Annotated in this window: 16 protein-coding genes; 13 read left to right on the plus strand and 3 right to left on the minus strand. The window is 52.7% G+C overall.

What is annotated here, in order from left to right; genetic code table 11:
• The 3 genes from ACTF5Z_RS07105 to ACTF5Z_RS07115 form a co-directional block, all read left to right on the plus strand.
• Window positions 1–588: topoisomerase DNA-binding C4 zinc finger domain-containing protein (locus ACTF5Z_RS07105; protein ID WP_438985040.1), on the plus strand; the 588-nt coding region annotated here is incomplete at its 5' end.
• 4 nt (window positions 589–592) lie between these two features.
• On the plus strand, window positions 593–1,057 hold the full coding sequence (locus ACTF5Z_RS07110; protein ID WP_423853619.1) for a DUF6586 family protein: 465 nt from the start codon (window positions 593–595) through the stop codon (window positions 1,055–1,057).
• Between the two features lie 70 nt (window positions 1,058–1,127).
• Entirely contained in the window at window positions 1,128–1,379 is a 252-nt protein-coding gene (locus ACTF5Z_RS07115; RefSeq protein ID WP_009576940.1) for a hypothetical protein, read from the plus strand.
• On the opposite strand, the gene lexA is transcribed toward ACTF5Z_RS07115, so the two are convergent.
• Window positions 1,376–1,975: a transcriptional repressor LexA gene (lexA, locus tag ACTF5Z_RS07120; RefSeq protein WP_009576941.1), complete on the minus strand. Its 600-nt coding sequence runs from the start codon at window positions 1,973–1,975 to the stop codon at window positions 1,376–1,378. The two genes, ACTF5Z_RS07115 and lexA, sit on opposite strands and share 4 nt — an antisense overlap.
• 104 nt (window positions 1,976–2,079) lie before the next feature.
• On the opposite strand from lexA, the gene ACTF5Z_RS07125 reads away from it, so the two are divergent.
• The gene (locus tag ACTF5Z_RS07125; protein ID WP_438985041.1) at window positions 2,080–3,186 is read left to right on the plus strand and encodes a mechanosensitive ion channel family protein; all 1,107 of its coding nucleotides are present in this window, start codon (window positions 2,080–2,082) and stop codon (window positions 3,184–3,186) included.
• Here the strand turns inward: ACTF5Z_RS07125 and ACTF5Z_RS07130 are convergent.
• Both ACTF5Z_RS07130 and mfd read right to left on the minus strand, forming a co-directional pair.
• Window positions 3,140–4,426, minus strand: a complete 1,287-nt coding sequence (locus ACTF5Z_RS07130) for a CsiV family protein (protein ID WP_438985042.1) — start codon at window positions 4,424–4,426, stop codon at window positions 3,140–3,142. The genes ACTF5Z_RS07125 and ACTF5Z_RS07130 overlap by 47 nt on opposite strands.
• On the minus strand, window positions 4,390–7,842 hold the full coding sequence (gene mfd / locus ACTF5Z_RS07135) for a transcription-repair coupling factor (protein WP_438985043.1): 3,453 nt from the start codon (window positions 7,840–7,842) through the stop codon (window positions 4,390–4,392). Before mfd ends, ACTF5Z_RS07130 begins: the two co-directional genes overlap by 37 nt.
• Window positions 7,843–8,037: 195 nt before the next feature.
• Here mfd and ACTF5Z_RS07140 point away from each other — a divergent pair, with 195 nt between their 5' ends.
• The 9 genes from ACTF5Z_RS07140 (at window position 8,038) to nqrM (ending at window position 16,761) form a co-directional block, all read left to right on the plus strand.
• Complete coding sequence (locus tag ACTF5Z_RS07140) at window positions 8,038–9,510, plus strand: glyceraldehyde-3-phosphate dehydrogenase (RefSeq protein WP_423849839.1); 1,473 nt, start codon at window positions 8,038–8,040, stop codon at window positions 9,508–9,510.
• Between the two features lie 164 nt (window positions 9,511–9,674).
• Complete coding sequence (locus tag ACTF5Z_RS07145; RefSeq protein ID WP_438985044.1) at window positions 9,675–11,018, plus strand: Na(+)-translocating NADH-quinone reductase subunit A; 1,344 nt, start codon at window positions 9,675–9,677, stop codon at window positions 11,016–11,018.
• A gap of 3 nt (window positions 11,019–11,021) precedes the next feature.
• Complete coding sequence (locus ACTF5Z_RS07150) at window positions 11,022–12,221, plus strand: NADH:ubiquinone reductase (Na(+)-transporting) subunit B (RefSeq protein WP_160195621.1); 1,200 nt, start codon at window positions 11,022–11,024, stop codon at window positions 12,219–12,221.
• Window positions 12,214–12,984, plus strand: a complete 771-nt coding sequence (locus ACTF5Z_RS07155) for a Na(+)-translocating NADH-quinone reductase subunit C (RefSeq protein WP_438985045.1) — start codon at window positions 12,214–12,216, stop codon at window positions 12,982–12,984. Before ACTF5Z_RS07150 ends, ACTF5Z_RS07155 begins: the two co-directional genes overlap by 8 nt.
• A 1-nt stretch (window position 12,985) precedes the next feature.
• The gene (locus tag ACTF5Z_RS07160) at window positions 12,986–13,648 is read left to right on the plus strand and encodes an NADH:ubiquinone reductase (Na(+)-transporting) subunit D (protein ID WP_438985046.1); all 663 of its coding nucleotides are present in this window, start codon (window positions 12,986–12,988) and stop codon (window positions 13,646–13,648) included.
• On the plus strand, window positions 13,648–14,256 hold the full coding sequence (gene nqrE, locus ACTF5Z_RS07165) for an NADH:ubiquinone reductase (Na(+)-transporting) subunit E (protein ID WP_009576957.1): 609 nt from the start codon (window positions 13,648–13,650) through the stop codon (window positions 14,254–14,256). The genes ACTF5Z_RS07160 and nqrE overlap by 1 nt, the downstream gene beginning before the upstream one ends.
• 14 nt (window positions 14,257–14,270) lie before the next feature.
• Window positions 14,271–15,491 carry an NADH:ubiquinone reductase (Na(+)-transporting) subunit F gene (nqrF, locus tag ACTF5Z_RS07170; protein ID WP_438985047.1) on the plus strand — a complete coding sequence of 407 codons (1,221 nt, stop codon included), beginning with the start codon at window positions 14,271–14,273 and terminating at the stop codon, window positions 15,489–15,491.
• Entirely contained in the window at window positions 15,484–16,512 is a 1,029-nt protein-coding gene (locus ACTF5Z_RS07175; RefSeq protein WP_438985048.1) for an FAD:protein FMN transferase, read from the plus strand. The genes nqrF and ACTF5Z_RS07175 overlap by 8 nt, the downstream gene beginning before the upstream one ends.
• A gap of 12 nt (window positions 16,513–16,524) precedes the next feature.
• Window positions 16,525–16,761, plus strand: coding sequence for a (Na+)-NQR maturation NqrM (gene nqrM, locus ACTF5Z_RS07180; protein ID WP_438985049.1), 237 nt, complete (start codon window positions 16,525–16,527; stop codon window positions 16,759–16,761).
• Window positions 16,762–16,788 lie beyond the last annotated feature (27 nt).

Below are 16,788 nucleotides of genomic sequence, written 5' to 3' on the forward strand. Positions count from 1 at the left end.
CTGATCGATGAAAAACGCAAACTCCACGTTTGCGGTAACAACCCCGATTGCTCGGGCTTCGAAGTAGAGCAGGGTCAATTTAAGATCAAGGGTTACGACGGTCCAGTAATCGAATGCGATAAATGTGGCGCCGATATGCAGCTCAAAACAGGGCGCTTTGGCAAATATTTCGGCTGCAGCAGTGACAGCTGCAAGAACACGCGCAAACTACTGCGCAGTGGCGAAGTGGCACCGCCTAAGATTGATCCAGTGCCAATGCCCGAGCTCCAATGTGCCAAAGTGGACGATCACTACGTGCTTCGAGACGGTGCTGCCGGCCTGTTTTTAGCCGCTTCTCAGTTCCCTAAAAACCGCGAGACGCGGGCGCCACTCGTGAGTGAGCTAAAGCCCCATCGCGAAGAAATAGCCGCTAAATATCATTATCTGCTGGACGGGCCGCAGCATGACGATGAGGGCAACCCAGCGCAAATACGGTATAGCCGAAAAACCAAAGAGCAGTACTTGATGACGGAAGTCAATGGCAAGGCGACAGGTTGGCGTGCCCATTTCGAAGGGGGCCGCTGGGTCGAGAGTTCGGGTAAAAAATAAACTCATGAGTAGCTGCAGAGCTTTAGTAAACCACAGCCTGTATTGCGCGAGGGTGCTGTTGGAGGCGTGGCAGCGCGACCGCGAGGCGCAGCATTTGGGTGCAAGCGTCTTGCAGGATGCGTATCAGCCCGCACTTAAATACCATCTTGGTCGCGCTTACGGTTATCTCCTGCTTGAAGGTGCGGGTCATGCCGATGCGCCGAAAGACACGCCCGTTTCGATCGCTGAGCTTCCAGAGCCCGCGAAAGGTAAGGTTCTACCTCAGACCGTCCAGGCAATGGCGCGCGAGGAATCGGGCATTTTGCAGCCCCTGTATGCCAATTTAGGAGCTCAAAACGCGGGCGGTGTGCGCAGTAGCCTGAACTTGGCCGCTCAGTCACAGGGCCCTGATCATCGTGATTGGCATGGGGTGTATACTTTTTTGCAAAGCTCTGCCAGTGCCATTCGTGATGTCCTCGATGAATGCTAGCTGGGTTTGAGTTTGGCGCCCGGGGCTCCCCCCTGTTACACTATCCGCGCAACTAAATCGAGGATCTGTTTTGCCATCGTCTTTTCTGGAAATTGCTGAACTTGCCAACGGCGACATTGTATTACAACGTGCCGATGAATCGGGTAAGTCAGAGCCCCTTGTTACTATTACCTTCTCTGACGAGAGCGCGGCCTACATGAATGACCAAACGCTTGAGGTCGCTAAGGTGATGATCCAAGCGGGTATTCAAGCTGTCGCGGCTATATCGGAACAAGTCGAGGCAGAAGAAGCTGCAGCCTCTGCCCCCCGAGTGATTCATTAGCGTCGAAGCACCCCAACACTCAAGCCTTCGATCGCAAAGGCTTGATCGCGCAGGTCAACAACAATGGGCTCATAGGCTGGGTTTTCGGCAATCAGCCTCACGGTGTGTCCGCCCGCCGGTTTATCTAGGCGTTTTACTGTTACTTCGTCTTCAATGCGGGCAACAACAATTTGCCCGTTGCGCACATCGCTGGTGCGTTTGACCGCCAAAAAATCACCGTCGAGAATACCTACGTTGATCATAGAATCGCCGCGAACTTTCAGGAAATAGTCTGCTGGCGGATAGAAAAAATCGGGTGGAATGCTGATGTGCTCCTCGATATGCTCTTCGGCCAGAATCGGGCTGCCTGCCGCAACGCGCCCAATGACCGGTAGCCCAAAGGTCGCCTCTGGAAGCTTAATGCCACGCGATGCGCCTGGGATCATCTCGATTGCGCCTTTACGCGCCAGGGCCTTGAGGTGGTCTTCGGCGGCGTTGGCTGATTTAAAGCCCAAGGAGCGCGCAATGTCGGCGCGCGTGGGAGGCATGCCAGTGCTTTGCATGTGGCCTTTAATAAAATCGAGGACTTGCTGCTGGCGCTGGGTGAGCTTGATCATAACGACCCCTGTGTATTTTTCCAGTAACTGGTATTATATACAGCTGTGGGCGCGACGCAACTCATTGTATACACTAGGCGCTGAATTAGGGTGAGGATCAGATTTTGAGCTATCTAGATACATTGCAGTCATGGACCGCGCAGCACGGGTGGGCGGAGGCGGCGCTGTTCGCAACATTGGCCTTGTTTGGGTATCTGATTCTGAACGTGGTCTTGGGGCGACTAGCTGCGACTTCGCAAGCGACCCGCTTGGGTTGGGATGACGTTATCGTTAATGCGATCAGTCCACCAGTGCGTGTTGCCTACCTTGCACTCGTGGTGTTTTTTGCGTGGCAATGGGTGCCCAAACAGTGGTTGCCTTTTGCGCAAGAGTGGCTTGCCTGGTCGCCGCAGTTGGCCTTGATTTTGATTATTGCGTGGGCTTTGCACCGCTTAATTGTGGGTGTAGAGGCAGAATATGTCCGAGTAAAAGCAGAGGCTTTAGATTCAACCTCGGTGGCAACCATCCATGCGATTGCCAAGCTGACTCGTGTAACTCTTTGGATTTTAGTCGCGTTGACCGCACTGCAAGCGCTTGGCGTTAGTGTGTCTGGTTTACTTGCGTTTGGTGGTATTGGCGGTATCGCCGTCGGTTTTGCAGCAAAAGATCTGCTGGCGAACTTCTTTGGGGGTATGAGTATTTACCTTGATCGGCCGTTCGCGCCGGGTGATTGGATTCGCTCCCCAGATCGCGAGATTGAGGGTACGGTAGAGGATATTGGTTGGCGTCTAACGCGCATTCGAACCTTCGATCAGCGACCCTTGTACATTCCCAACTCGGTTTTCAGTCAAATAGCGGTTGAAAACCCATCGAGGATGTTCAATCGCCGCATTTACGAGACGATCGGTGTTCGTTACCAAGATTCCAGCGTTGTGCGTGATATTGTGAATCAGGTGCGTACGATGTTGCAAAGTCATCCCGATATCGACACTAACAAGACCCTGATCGTAAATTTCAATCACTTTGGCGCTTCGTCCTTGGATTTCTTTATCTATACGTTCACGAAAACCGTGAACTGGGTGGAATACCACGGTGTCAAAGAAGATGTGTTGTTAAAAGTGCTGGATATCGTTCACGCGGCAGGCGCCGATGTGGCCTTCCCGACACAAACCCTACACGTCGACTCTATCGCGGGTCTTGAGCCACTTGTTCGGCCAGAACCCAGCGCTTGAAATCTGCGAGGTTCTCGTCCTCGATCCGAGTGATGCTGATAATCAAAGCCATTGCCGGGTGGTCAATGTAATGGATTTCCCCGCTTCGCATGCGGCGAGTTTGCTGTAAAGCAATCGCGTGGCGAAAAGGGTAGGGGGTTTCGTTGTCGGCTAGGCTATTGGGTAAGTTGGAATCCGGACGGTTGCGCTCTACATAGCGGAATTGCTGGCCTATGCCCGCTTCTAACAGCCAGTCAGGCCTACCCATTGGGGTAATTTCTTGTAGCTCGCTATCCGTGGCTGCGATTCGTTGGCCGCCGACCGGTAAGCCGCGATGTTGAATGGGATTTGCCGGTTGAGGCGGTTCGGGCATTTGCCATTCGGGTAAGTAGTGTCCGTCCGTATTCAGCCACAGATTGGTTTTGATGTGCAGGTAGCGCGATACATAGACGGTGATATCGCCCTGTAGTTCGGGCCAAGCTTGACCTTGCGAGGCGGAGTCTATGCGAACGGGTAGCGTTTTGGTCTCGTCTTGCAGTTGCTCGGCCCAGCGTAAATAGTGACGAACCTCATAGTCGTCGCTGTTTTCCAATCGTTGTTTAGCGCGCGCCAATTCTGGGTTGAGCGTTCGAGTATCCTCGCCTAGCCAGACATGTGTAACTGCCAGGGGTGTCGTTGTATCGACCGGCGCCTCGCTACTGACCATAGCGTCAAGGCGATTTGGGTTGTCTCTGGGTATAACGAACATTCGTTCACTCGAAAACGAGCTGTATCCCAAGCGGTAATCTAAGCGATTAGTTTCACTCTGCAGTGCTGGGTCGTATAAATCGCTTGGGCGGTACTGAAACAGTGATTCATCTATCCCAGGCCATGGCGAATTGGTCGGCGACGACCAGTCGATTTCAAAGGTCCCTGCTGGTGTCTGGGTCGTTTCGACTTGGTAAATGGCCTGTAATTCTTTGCTGACGTCTTCTGAGGGTTGCAGGCGCCAGCGCTCGGCGGCCACCAAGTTGGGTTTGAGCGGCCACTCTTCGCCGTTCAAGGCGTTGGGGTTGTTCGAGGTCAGAACCAGAATCTCAATTTGGAACCAGGTTTTTTCGGGCTCAGCATCGTCTTGTGCGCTGACCCCCAAGGCGCTTATGGCAAAGCCTAACGCGGCCCAGAAGGGCAGCAAGGCACGTAAAATCGCAGCCCTTTTAGAGGGCTGGTGAGGCAGCGTTATGCCTAGGCTGCGGCTCGCGTTTGGGTCAGCTGTTTGCATAGCGTAATAATAAAGTCTGCGCGGTCTCTTGGCGATGTTAATTCGCACTGGAACTTCAATTTATTGGCGCCCGCGAGCTGATAGCGTTTAGGGTCTTTTTGCACCATCGTCACAAGATTTAGTGGGTCCACTTTGGTGTTGTCCATAAACTGCAAGCTGCCGCTGGTTTCCCCAACATCAACGCTGCTAATACCCGCTTGCTCGGCTTCGATCCGAACCTCGGCGCTGATAAAGAGTGTTTTGACCGGCTCGGGGAGTAATCCGAAGCGGTCGATCATTTCAACTTGCAAATCACGTAATTGTTGCTGTGTTTGAGCAGCTCCTACACGCCGGTAAAGAACAAGGCGTGTGTTGATATCGGGCAGATAGTCTTCGGGTATGAGCGCCGAACTCTGGAGATTGACTTCGGACCCTTGTTCAAGCGGGGTGTCAACGTTCGGGAGTTCGCCGCGTTTGAGTGCAGCGACGGCGCGCTCTAGCATTTTTAGATACAGAGAGAAGCCCACACTGTGTATTTGTCCGGACTGATCGTCGCCCAGCAATTCGCCGGCGCCACGAATTTCGAGATCTTGCGTTGCCAGTAAATAGCCTGCGCCCAAATCGCCAGCAGCCTCGATGGCTTCAAGGCGTTTTTCGGCGTCTTTGGTCAAGCCTGAGCGAGGCGGGCACAATAGGTAAGCATAGGCTTGGTGATGCGATCGCCCGACGCGGCCACGCAGCTGGTGTAACTGCGCCAAGCCCAATCGATCGGCGCGATCCATAATGATCGTGTTGGCGTTGGGGACGTCGATGCCGGTCTCGATAATGGTCGTGCACACCAGAATATGAAAGCGCTGGTGATAAAAGTCCGACATGACGCGCTCAAGTTCCGTTTCGTGCTGCTGGCCATGTGCAACAGCAACCTTCAGGTCGGGTACCATGGCTTGCAGTTTACGGGCCGTTTCTTCGATCGTTTTGACTTCGTTATGCAGGTAATATACCTGCCCGCCACGCAAGGTTTCACGCAGGATGGCCTCTTTGATCATGCTCGTGTTGTGCTCGCGCACGAAGGTTTTAATCGATAAGCGTTTGGCGGGGGGCGTGGCGATTACCGATAAGTCACGCATGCCACCTAGAGCCATGTTTAGCGTTCTTGGGATAGGAGTGGCGGTCAGAGTCAGAATGTCGACCTCTGTTCGAAGTGCTTTTAATGTCTCTTTTTGCTTCACGCCGAATCGGTGCTCTTCGTCAATAATCAGCAGTCCGAGGTCTGCGAACTTCACGTCGGGCGACAGCAATTTATGAGTGCCTACCAAAATGTCGATTTTGCCGGACGCTAGGTCCGCCATAATGGCTTTGTTTTGACTGGCGCTATTGAAGCGTGAAACCACCGCGACTTTGACATCCCAACCGGCAAAACGGTCGCAAAACGAATGGTAGTGCTGTTGAGCAAGCAGGGTCGTCGGCACCAGCACGGCAACTTGCTTGTTGTTGTGGCTCGCGATAAACGCGGCTCGCATTGCTACCTCGGTTTTGCCGAAGCCCACGTCGCCGCAGACCAGCCGGTCCATGACTTTTTGGGCGCACATGTCATTTCGAACCGCCTCAATGGCGAGGGCTTGGTCTGGTGTTTCTTCAAAGGGGAAGCCAGAGCAGAAGCGTTCGTAGTCTAAGGGGTCAAGTTCGTGCGCGAACCCTTTGCGGGCCTCGCGTCTCGCGTATACTTCAAGCAATTGAGCTGCGACGTCAGAGGCGCGCTCACTGGCTTTTTTACGGGCTTTTTCCCACTGATCGGAACCTAGCCTATGAAGGGGTGCTGAGTCACCGTCGGCACCTGCGTAGCGCGAGATTAGGTGTAGCGAGGCAACCGGAACATAGAGTTTAGCGCCCTCGGCATAAATCAAGGTAATGAATTCGTTGGTCTCGCCGGCTACCGATAGCGTTTGCAGACCTTCGTAGCGCCCGACGCCATGTTCCAAGTGCACTACGGGTGTGCCTTCATGGAGTTCGTTAATATGCCGAAAGGCCTCGTCGGTGCTGTGCTGCGTATCGCTGCGACGTCGGCGTTGCGCCACCTTTTGCCCATACAGCTGGGCTTCGGCGACTAAGCAGGGCGCATTGGGGCCAAAATACATGCCTCGATCGATAGGGGCTGTGGCAATACCCAGTGTGACCGGGTTTGCCTCAAAACTCTGCCAGTCTTCAAAGTAGTCTGCTTGGAGTCCAATTCGCTGCAGTGCATCGATGAGCGCTTCTCGTCTGCCTGCCGTTTCTGCGACCAGTAAGGTGCCGGCGCAATGTGTCTCAATCCAGCGCTTTAAAGGTTCTACGGGTGAGGTGCTGGCCTCGGAGATGAAGCTAGGCAAAGGTTTGGAGTCGGTATTGAAGTGCACCGGTGCGTCGGGGTTGCGTCTAAGTTCGAGGGTCGCGAAGCGCTTAATCTGACCGTAGAATTCATCCGCCGGTAGAATAATCCTTTGCGGCGGCAGTAACGGTCGACGCGGGTCGATGCCGTACTCTTCGTGGCGCTCCACAACATCTTGCCAGAATCGTTGACTCGACTGGTGATGGTCCCCGACGGTAACCAGTGCTGTGCCCTCGGGCAAGAAGTCAAATAAGCTGGCAGTTTGTTTGAAAAACAGTGGTAAAAAATACTCGGTGCCACCCGGCACCCGCCCAGCGAGTACCTCTTTATAAATAGGACACGCGTCGTGGTCGACGTCGAAGGCTTCGTACCAGTTCATCATAAACTGGTTTAGCGCACCTTTGGTCAGAGGGAACTCGCGCGCGGGCAGTAAGTCGATACGCTCTATGGCTTCGATGGTGCGCTGTGTTTCTGGGTCAAAGGTTCGGATGGTGTCGACGTCGGCATCAAAGGTGTCGATGCGATAAGGCACGGAACTGCCCATTGGGAATACGTCTAAAATGGAACCTCGCAAGGCGAACTCGCCGTGTTCATAGACTGTGTCGACTGCTACGTAGCCCGCGTTGAGCAGCTGTTGCCTGAAGGCAACGGCATCAAACTCATCCCCAAGGCCAAGCTGTAACGCATTGCTGGCAATGTAGTCGATGGGCGGAAGTCGGTGCATAGCAGTGGATACCGGCACGATCAGAATACCGCGGGCCATTTTGGGTAGGCGATACAAGGTGCGCAGGCGCTCCGATACGATATCTTGGTGCGGCGAGAAGTGGTCGTAGGGCAGTATTTCCCAGTCGGGAAAACTCAGCAACTCGGTTTCCTGGGTTAAAAAGAAGGGGAGTTCGCGTTCCAGTGCAATCGCATTACTGGTGTCGGATACAAAAACCACAATGCGTTCATGGTGGGAGGCAAGCTCTGCCACGCAGCGCGCTTCGGCGCTGCCATAAAATGGCCCAACAGCCGTGCGAGTACTGGCTTTGTCGGGCCAGGGCGAAGACGAAATTAAGTGTTTAAACATAGCGTGCCGAGTGTTGTAAGCGGTTTATCTGGGGGTCAGATTCGAGGTGGGTAGTGTAACGATCAATTGGTCTAATGCCCAGTCTTGGGTCTCAGCCCTTGCGCCTTTGCGGCGCTTACGCGGATAATACACAAATAACAAAACAATATTGAACATCTTATCCAAGACAGACTGACAGCTAATACAGGACTACACATGGCAGAGAGTAGAAAACGCAAACGCCCCGACGATTACTTTGGTGATTGGAAACAGCGCGAGGCGCTCGCCGAGGGTATGATTCCACTCGTTGGTGCATTGGCGCGCGAGAAAAATGTAAAGACTTATGTGTACGGTAAGTCGCTCGTGAATCAATCCGTGTTAGACATTATGCGCACCCATCGTTATGTGCGCCAGGTAGAAGAAAATGAGCTATCTGAGTTTGAAACGTATCCCGTCATCAAAGAATTGGCTGGGCTGAATCTGGGTCCGGCGCACATCGATGTGGGTCGCATTGCCGTTAATTATTTTGACCGTGGTCAGGGGCAGGGATTGTCCGTTGAGGAGTATGTCCAGCAAACCGTTCAGGATTTGGTAGGTGCAACCGACAAGCCTGTGGATCAACCCGTGGATGTGGTGCTGTATGGCTTCGGTCGCATCGGTCGTCTGGTTGCTAGAATTTTGATCGACAAAACCGATGGCGGTGCAGGGTTGCGTCTTCGTGCGATCGTAACGCGCAAGGGTAAAGCCCCCAATGACCTAGAAAAGCGCGCGAGTCTATTGCGTCGCGACTCCGTGCACGGCGCGTTTAACGGCACCATCCGCGTGGATGAGGAGCGTCAGAGCTTTGTGGCAAATGGCAACGAAGTGCGCGTGATCTATGCCGATGACCCCAGCACCATCGACTACACCGCCTATGGGATCAATAACGCGATCGTGGTGGATAACACCGGTGTATGGAGAGATGAGGCAGGCTTATCGCAACACCTGCAGAGTAAAGGTGTTGCTAAGGTCATATTGACCGCGCCGGGTAAGGGTTCGTTGAAAAACATCGTTGCTGGTATCAACAACGATATTATTGAAGATTCCGACAGCATTATCTCTGCGGCGTCTTGCACCACAAATGCGATTGCGCCGCCGCTGAAGTGTATTGACGACCGGTTTGGCATTAAAGCTGGCCACGTCGAAACCGTGCATGCGTATACCAACGATCAGAACCTGATCGACAACTACCACAAAGCTGAGCGTCGCGGTCGCAGCGCGCCACTGAACATGGTAATCACAGAAACGGGTGCCGCAAAAGCTGTGGGCAAAGTATTACCACAACTGGATGGATTGCTTACCGGTAATGCGATTCGAGTGCCGACGCCTAATGTCTCGATGGCCATTCTGAACTTGACGTTAAAGCAAGCGACGACCAAAGAAGAGCTCAATGAGTTTATGCGCAACATGGCGCTGCACAGCCCTTTGCGTAAGCAAATTGACTACTCGAACTCGACCGAAGTGGTGTCGTCCGATTTTGTAGGTTCACGCCACGCCTGTATTTACGATGCACAAGCTACCATTGTGAATGGCAATCAAGCGGTTCTGTATTTGTGGTATGACAACGAGTTTGGCTACAGCTGTCAGGTGCACCGTATTTTGGAGCAGATGGCAGGAATTAAGTACAAAACCTACCCCAAGGAAAATTGATCGGATAAATTGTCCGTATTAAGGATGTGGCGCTGGCGAAAACGATGCTACATCCGCTATAATGCGCCGCGACATTTATTGGTTGTTCGCGGCGCTTTTGGTTTTAAACCGCCTAAGTCTCGTGGGCACGACAATGATTAGTAAAACTCCCACGGAACTCTACGATGATTAAAATCAAACGGGGTCTGAACATCCCGATCCAGGGTACACCTTCTAGCACCATCGATGCCTTCGTGACTCCGCGAAACGTAGGCGTGGTTGGATTTGACTATCACGGCATGAAACCGACCATGGAAGTGCGCGAAGGCGATACAGTCCAAAAAGGGCAGGTGTTGTTCAGCGACAAGAAGACGCCAGGTGTTCATTACACTGCTCCTGCTTCGGGCACAATCAGCGCGATTAACCGTGGTGCAAAGCGTGTGCTTCAGTCGGTAGTGATCGAAGTGTCCGATGCGCCTGGAGTCGACTTTGGCGCGGTCACGGCGGATCAGGCGCGTGCTATGGGTCGCCAAGAAGTCGTGGATAAGCTCGTCACCTCGGGTTTGTGGACTGCCTTGCGAACGCGTCCATTCAGCAAAGTCCCTGCCATTGATGCCGAGCCGGTTGCTCTGTTTGTGACGGCTATGGATACTCAGCCCTTGGCGGCTGATCCCGCTATTGTGATCGCTGAACAAGCCGAGGCCTTTGCGCTGGGCGTCGATGTGCTGGCTAAACTGACCAGCGGTAAGACTTATGTGTGTGCAGCTGATGGCGCTAATATCCCTGCGGCCACCGCAGCGAATGCGGAGCTGGCCACTTTTTCAGGTCCTCACCCTGCGGGATTAGTGGGAACCCACATTCATTTTTTGACGGGCGCGAGTGCCTCGCGTCAGGTTTGGCACATCGGCTACCAAGACGTTATTGCCGTCGGTCGTCTGTTGTTGGATGGTCAGCTGTACAGTGAGCGTGTCATCGCTCTGTCAGGTCCGGCTGCCAGTAATCCACGGTTGGTACGTACCCTTTTGGGCGCTGACTTAACAGCGCTGTGTGCGGGCGAGCAAAGTGCCGAAAATACGCGCGTCGTATCAGGATCGGTATTAGGCGGTCGTAGCGTCAGTGGTGCGACGAGTTATATAGGGCGTTATCACAATCAGGTTACCTTAATCGCAGAGGGTCGTGACCGAGCCTTTATGGGCTGGTTGTCGCCGGGTGCGAAGCGTCACTCAAATATGGGTATTTATATCACCAGTTTTTTTGGGACGAAGCCCTTGGCTATGACGACAAACACCAACGGTTCTGAGCGTGCCATGGTGCCAGTGGGTAGCTACGAACGCATCATGCCCCTGGATATTTTGCCAACCCAGCTGTTGCGCTCGTTGTTGGTGGGCGATACCGAAACGGCTCAGCAACTCGGTTGCCTAGAGCTAGATGAAGAAGATTTGGCGCTGTGTACCTATGTGTGCCCAGGTAAATACGAGTACGGCCCGGTGTTGCGGGACAACCTAACGCGTATAGAGCAGGAGGGTTAATCGGTGAGTTTGCGTTCGTTTTTAGATTCTATAGAGCCTAACTTTAAAGAGGGCGGCAAGTATCAAAACTGGTACGCGCTGTATGAAGCGGTAGATACGATTTTTTACTCGCCTAACCACGTAACCAAGTCGACCGCGCACGTTCGCGATGGTGTTGACTTGAAGCGCATCATGATCACAGTGTGGTTCGCGGTGTTCCCCGCCATGTTTTACGGTATGTATAACTTGGGCTTCAATGCCAACGAAGTCATTGCAGCAGGGCAAGGTGCAGCCCTTGATGGGTGGCGTGGCGCGATCCTATACGCAGTTGCTGGCAGCGACCCGAGCAGTATTTGGGATTGTTTTGTTTATGGTGCTCTGCATTTCTTGCCCATTTATTTCGTGACCTTTGCGGTTGGTGGTTTTTGGGAAGTGTTGTTTGCGATGAAGCGCGGCCACGAAGTCAACGAAGGGTTCTTCGTGACCTCCATTCTATTTGCGCTGATTTGCCCACCTGATCTGCCTTTGTGGCAAGCAGCCCTGGGTATTAGTTTTGGTGTTGTTATTGGTAAAGAAGTCTTTGGTGGCACTGGCAAAAACTTTTTGAACCCAGCGCTGACAGGCCGTGCGTTTTTGTACTTTGCCTATCCCGCACAGCTTTCCGGGGATGCTGTTTGGGTCGCTGTTGATGGGTACACTAGCGCGACGCCACTGGCCTTAAACGCCATGGGTGGTGTTGACGCGATCACTCAACAGTGGACTTGGATGGATGCCTTTATGGGCGCTATTCCTGGCTCGATTGGTGAAACCTCCACTCTGATGGTGTTGATCGGCGGCGCAGTGCTGTTGATCACCCGAATCGCGGCATGGCGAGTTGTGGCTGGCGTGTTCTTAGGCATGTTTTTACTGAGCGGCCTGTTCAACATGATCGGCTCTGATACCAATCCGGCCTTCGCGACCCCTTGGTACTGGCATCTGGTGATGGGTGGTTTTGCCTTTGGCATGATGTTTATGGCAACTGACCCTGTATCGTCTGCGATGACAAACGGTGGGAAGTGGGCCTTTGGTATCTTGGTGGGTGTCATGACGGTATTGATTCGCGTGGTCAACCCAGCGTTCCCAGAGGGCATCATGTTGGCGATTCTGTTCGCTAACCTGTTTGCTCCTTTAATGGATCATTTTGTGGTGCAAGCGAATATCAAACGGAGGTTAGCGCGTGTCTAGTAAAGATGGCATCGGAAAAGTCATAGGCGTCGCGCTGGCGCTTTGTGTCGTGTGCTCGGTGGTGGTTTCTACTGCGGCGGTGCAACTCAAGCCTGCGCAAGAGATCAACAAAACTCGCGACTTAAAGCGCAATATCTTACAGGCAGCAGGTTTGTACGATGCGTCACAATCGGTAGAAAGCCAGTTTGACAGTATTTCGACCCGAGTGGTGGATTTGCGCACGGGCCGGTTTACTGACGAGGTTGATCCCGCGAGTTTCGATCAGCGCTCGGCTTCGAAAGATCCAAGCAATTCAGCGGAATTAGACGATGAGCAGGATGTTGCGAAGATTTCTCGGCGTGAGCACTACTCATTAGTGTACCTGGTAGAAAATAGCGGGGCGATCGAGAAGATCATTCTGCCAGTACGTGGTTATGGCTTGTGGTCAACACTGTACGGTTTTGTGGCGCTCGAATCCGATGCGAACACGGTCGTCGGTTTGGGGTTTTATGAACACGGTGAGACTCCCGGGTTGGGTGGTGAGGTCGATAATCCTCGCTGGAAAGCGTTCTGGCCCGGCAAACAAGTGTATCGTGATGGCGACGTAGAAATTGCGCTTGCAAAAGGAGCAGTAGATCCTGCGAGCACAGATGCGCCATGGCGTGTTGACGGGCTGTCAGGCGCGACCTTGACATCGCGTGGCGTGACAAATTTGGTTCAGTTTTGGTTAGGCGAGGATGGATTTCAGCCATTCTTGGCCAATTTGAAGGCGGGGGAGGCCTGATATGAGTAAGTTTAAGGAAACGGTGATCAGCCCCATTTTTGATAACAACCCGATCGCGCTTCAAATTTTAGGTATCTGCTCTGCATTGGCGGTAACCAGCTCGATGCAGGTCACGGTGGTAATGTGTATCGCGTTGACTCTTGTTACCGCGTTTTCGAACCTGTTTATCTCTTTGATCCGTAACTCAATACCCTCAAGCATTCGTATTATCGTCCAGATGATCATCATTGCTTCTTTGGTGATTGTGGTGGATCAAGTGCTGAAAGCGGTGGCTTACGAGATCAGCAAGCAGCTCTCGGTATTCGTCGGTTTGATCATCACAAACTGTATCGTCATGGGGCGTGCGGAAGCCTATGCTATGAAGAACCCGCCCATTCCGAGCTTTTTCGACGGTATCGGCAACGGCTTGGGCTACAGCGTAGTACTTTTGGCCGTCGGTTTTGTGCGCGAGCTGTTCGGGGCAGGCAAATTGTTCGGCATCGAAATTTTACCGCTCGTCACGGAGGGTGGATGGTACAACCCAAATGGCTTATTACTGCTGCCACCTAGTGCCTTCTTTTTGATCGGTATTTTCATTTGGGTTTTACGAAGCGTCAAACCCGCTCAAGTGGAAGCGCCTGAATACTCTATTGCCAAGCACACGGTCGCTAAGGAGGGCGTGTAATGGAATATTATTTGAGCCTGTTTATTCGCTCGATTTTTATCGACAACATGGCGCTGGCCTTCTTTTTGGGCATGTGTACGTTTTTGGCGATCTCTAAAAAAATTCAAGCGGCCCTGGGTTTGGGCATCGCGGTTATCGTGGTTCTAACCATTACCGTGCCCGTGAATAACTTAATCTACAACTATTTGCTGGCCGATGGCGCCCTCGCTTGGGCGGGCTATCCCGATATCGATTTAAGTTTCTTGGGCTTGTTGAGCTACATCGGTGTAATCGCAGCGATTGTCCAAATCATGGAAATGTTTTTGGACAAGTTTGTTCCAGCTTTGTACAACGCTTTGGGTGTGTTCTTGCCGCTTATTACGGTGAATTGCGCTATCCTTGGAGCAAGCTTATTCATGGTGGAACGCGACTATGGCTTCGCCGAATCAGTGGTATTTGGCGCTGGCTCTGGTGTGGGTTGGGCCCTAGCGATTGTTGCTTTGGCCGGTATACGCGAGAAGCTCAAGTACAGTGACGTGCCCGAAGGTTTGCGTGGCCTTGGCATTACGTTCATCACCGTTGGACTCATGTCGTTGGGCTTTATGTCTTTCGGCGGAATCGACTTGTAAGGGGTTAGCAATCGATGGATACCATTTTATTCGGCGTAGGAATGTTCACGGCAATCGTACTTGCCCTCGTGCTGATCATTCTGTTTGCGCGCAGCCGCATGGTAAATAGCGGTGCAGTTAACATTGTCGTCAACGGCGAAAAGACCATTTCTGTGCCTGCCGGCGGCAAGCTGCTTCAAACTCTTGCTGACTCGAACTTGTTTTTGGCATCGGCTTGTGGCGGTGGCGGTACTTGCGCCCAGTGTAAGTGCATCGTGAAGTCCGGCGGTGGCGCTATGTTGCCGACCGAGGAAGGCCACTTTAATCGCCGTGAAGCGGCCGAAGGCTGGCGCTTGAGTTGCCAGACTGCTGTGAAGCAGGACATGGAAATTGAGGTGCCAGAAGAAGTGTTCGGCGTTAAACAGTGGGAGGCGACGGTCGAATCGAACGACAACGTTGCGACCTTCATCAAAGAGCTTGTACTCAAGTTGCCCGAAGGCGAGAACGTTGACTTCCGTGCAGGTGGTTACGTTCAGCTTGAGCGACCTGCAGGTCACGTAAAATATTCTGACTTTGATATCGGCGAAGAATATCGCGGTGATTGGGAACGCTTTGGCTTCTTCAACCTCGACTCGAAAACCGATGAGCCCATTATTCGTGCTTACTCGATGGCCAACTACCCTGAAGAGAAGGGTGTCGTTAAGTTCAATATCCGTATCGCGACTCCACCGCCTGGCAGTCAGGGTATACCGGCAGGTGAGATGTCATCTTGGGTCTTTGGTCTTAAACCTGGCGACAAAGTCAAAGTCTCAGGTCCATTTGGCGAGTTTTTTGCCAGAGATACCGATGCGGAGATGGTCTTTATCGGTGGCGGTGCTGGTATGGCACCGATGCGCTCGCACATTTTCGACCAGTTGAAGCGTTTGGGTTCTAAACGCAAAATTTCATTCTGGTACGGCGCGCGTTCGCTTCGTGAAATGTTCTATGTTGAAGATTACGATACGCTGGCGGCTGAGAACGAGAATTTTGACTGGCACGTCGCACTATCTGATCCGCAGCCCGAAGATAACTGGACGGGCTTAACTGGATTCATTCACAACGTGCTGTACGAGCAGTACCTGAAGGATCACCCAGCGCCAGAGGATTGCGAGTACTACATGTGCGGGCCACCAATGATGAATGCGGCTGTCATCAAAATGTTGACGGATCTCGGTGTGGAACCTGAGAACATTATGCTCGATGATTTCGGTGGCTAATATTCGGCGATTGACCCTAGCGCTCAGCCTGTTGGTCTGGGCGCTTTTTATTTCAGGCTGTGATCTTGAGCCTACGTTCGAGAAGATGGGCGGACGTACGATGGGCACGAGCTGGTCTTTGACTTATCTTCCACCCAATAGCGATCATAACGCGTCGGCGCTGCGTGCAGCGTTGGAAGCCGAATTGCTCGATATCAATCAATCGATGTCGACGTATATCGCAGATTCGGAAATTAATCTCGTATCCAGTGCACCGGTAAATGAGCCGATCAAAGTATCGAGCGGCTTCGCCTATGTGCTTGACCAAGCTTTGACCTTGTCGCGCTTGTCAGGCGGCGCGTATGACGTGACGGTCGAGCCTCTGATTTTGCTATGGGGATTCGGGCCCGAGTTTAAAAAAGACGACCTCCCAAGCGAGGCTGAGGTAGAGACTGCTCGTGCTCAGGTGGGGTATGAAGCCCTAGAGTTTGACTTGGCAAGCCGCACGCTGGTGAAGACAAGCCCCCGTGCACTCGATTTTTCCAGTATTGCTAAGGGATTCGGCGTGGACCGCCTTGCGGACTTGCTGCTAAGCCGTGGGATCAACAATTTTATGGTCGAAATTGGCGGCGAACTCAAAGTCCAAGGTTTAAACCCGCAGGGACAACCGTGGCGCATTGCTGTGCGTTCACCCCAATCGGACGCCCCAGAGGTTGCAACCACGATTGCTCTTACCGATATGGGCGTGGCAACGTCAGGAGATTACTTCAATTTCTTCCGGGTAGGGGGGCAGAACTACTCGCATCTGATCGATCCAACAACCGGGTGGCCGATACGGCATGAGGTAGTATCGGTTACGGTAGTTGATCCGAGTGTCACACGAGCAGATGGTTTGGCAACGAGTCTATTGGTATTGGGCAAAGATGAGGCTTTAGCGCTTGCTGAAGAAAATCAGTGGGCCGTGTTACTATTGGCCAGAACCGAGGCTGGAATAGAGTCTTTTCCTAGCTCTGCGTTTGCTCGTATGTACCAATCACAGTAAAAAGGAGACACCATGGAAACTTTCGTTTTAGCGTTCATTCTAATGGGTGTTGTTGTTGCCATTATGGCCGTTGGTGTTATGTTTGGGCGTCAGCCCATTAAAGGTAGCTGTGGTGGCATGGGTGCAGTCGGGATAGATGCTGCCTGTGAACTCTGTGGTGGTGACCCCAACAAATGCGAGACTGAATCGGAGAAAGCCGCCAAGTCTGCTCGCCCTGGTTTGTTTTACTCCGCAGATAAAAATTCGTAGTTCGTTTCTTATGGCCCTGCTTTGGCA

It is taken from the genome of Aequoribacter sp., from assembly GCF_965659035.1.
In the GTDB taxonomy this organism is placed as follows: Bacteria; Pseudomonadota; Gammaproteobacteria; order Pseudomonadales; family Halieaceae; genus Aequoribacter.

Coding starts and splice junctions, on each gene's coding strand:
- ACTF5Z_RS07110 (WP_423853619.1), top strand. CDS start 593: ATGAGTAGCTGCAGAGCTTTAGTAAACCACAGCCTGTATTGCGCGAGG.
- lexA (WP_009576941.1), bottom strand. CDS start 1,975: ATGATCAAGCTCACCCAGCGCCAGCAGCAAGTCCTCGATTTTATTAAA.
- ACTF5Z_RS07130 (WP_438985042.1), bottom strand. CDS start 4,426: ATGCAAACAGCTGACCCAAACGCGAGCCGCAGCCTAGGCATAACGCTG.
- mfd (WP_438985043.1), bottom strand. CDS start 7,842: ATGTTTAAACACTTAATTTCGTCTTCGCCCTGGCCCGACAAAGCCAGT.
- ACTF5Z_RS07140 (WP_423849839.1), top strand. CDS start 8,038: ATGGCAGAGAGTAGAAAACGCAAACGCCCCGACGATTACTTTGGTGAT.
- ACTF5Z_RS07145 (WP_438985044.1), top strand. CDS start 9,675: ATGATTAAAATCAAACGGGGTCTGAACATCCCGATCCAGGGTACACCT.
- ACTF5Z_RS07160 (WP_438985046.1), top strand. CDS start 12,986: ATGAGTAAGTTTAAGGAAACGGTGATCAGCCCCATTTTTGATAACAAC.
- nqrE (WP_009576957.1), top strand. CDS start 13,648: ATGGAATATTATTTGAGCCTGTTTATTCGCTCGATTTTTATCGACAAC.
- nqrF (WP_438985047.1), top strand. CDS start 14,271: ATGGATACCATTTTATTCGGCGTAGGAATGTTCACGGCAATCGTACTT.
- nqrM (WP_438985049.1), top strand. CDS start 16,525: ATGGAAACTTTCGTTTTAGCGTTCATTCTAATGGGTGTTGTTGTTGCC.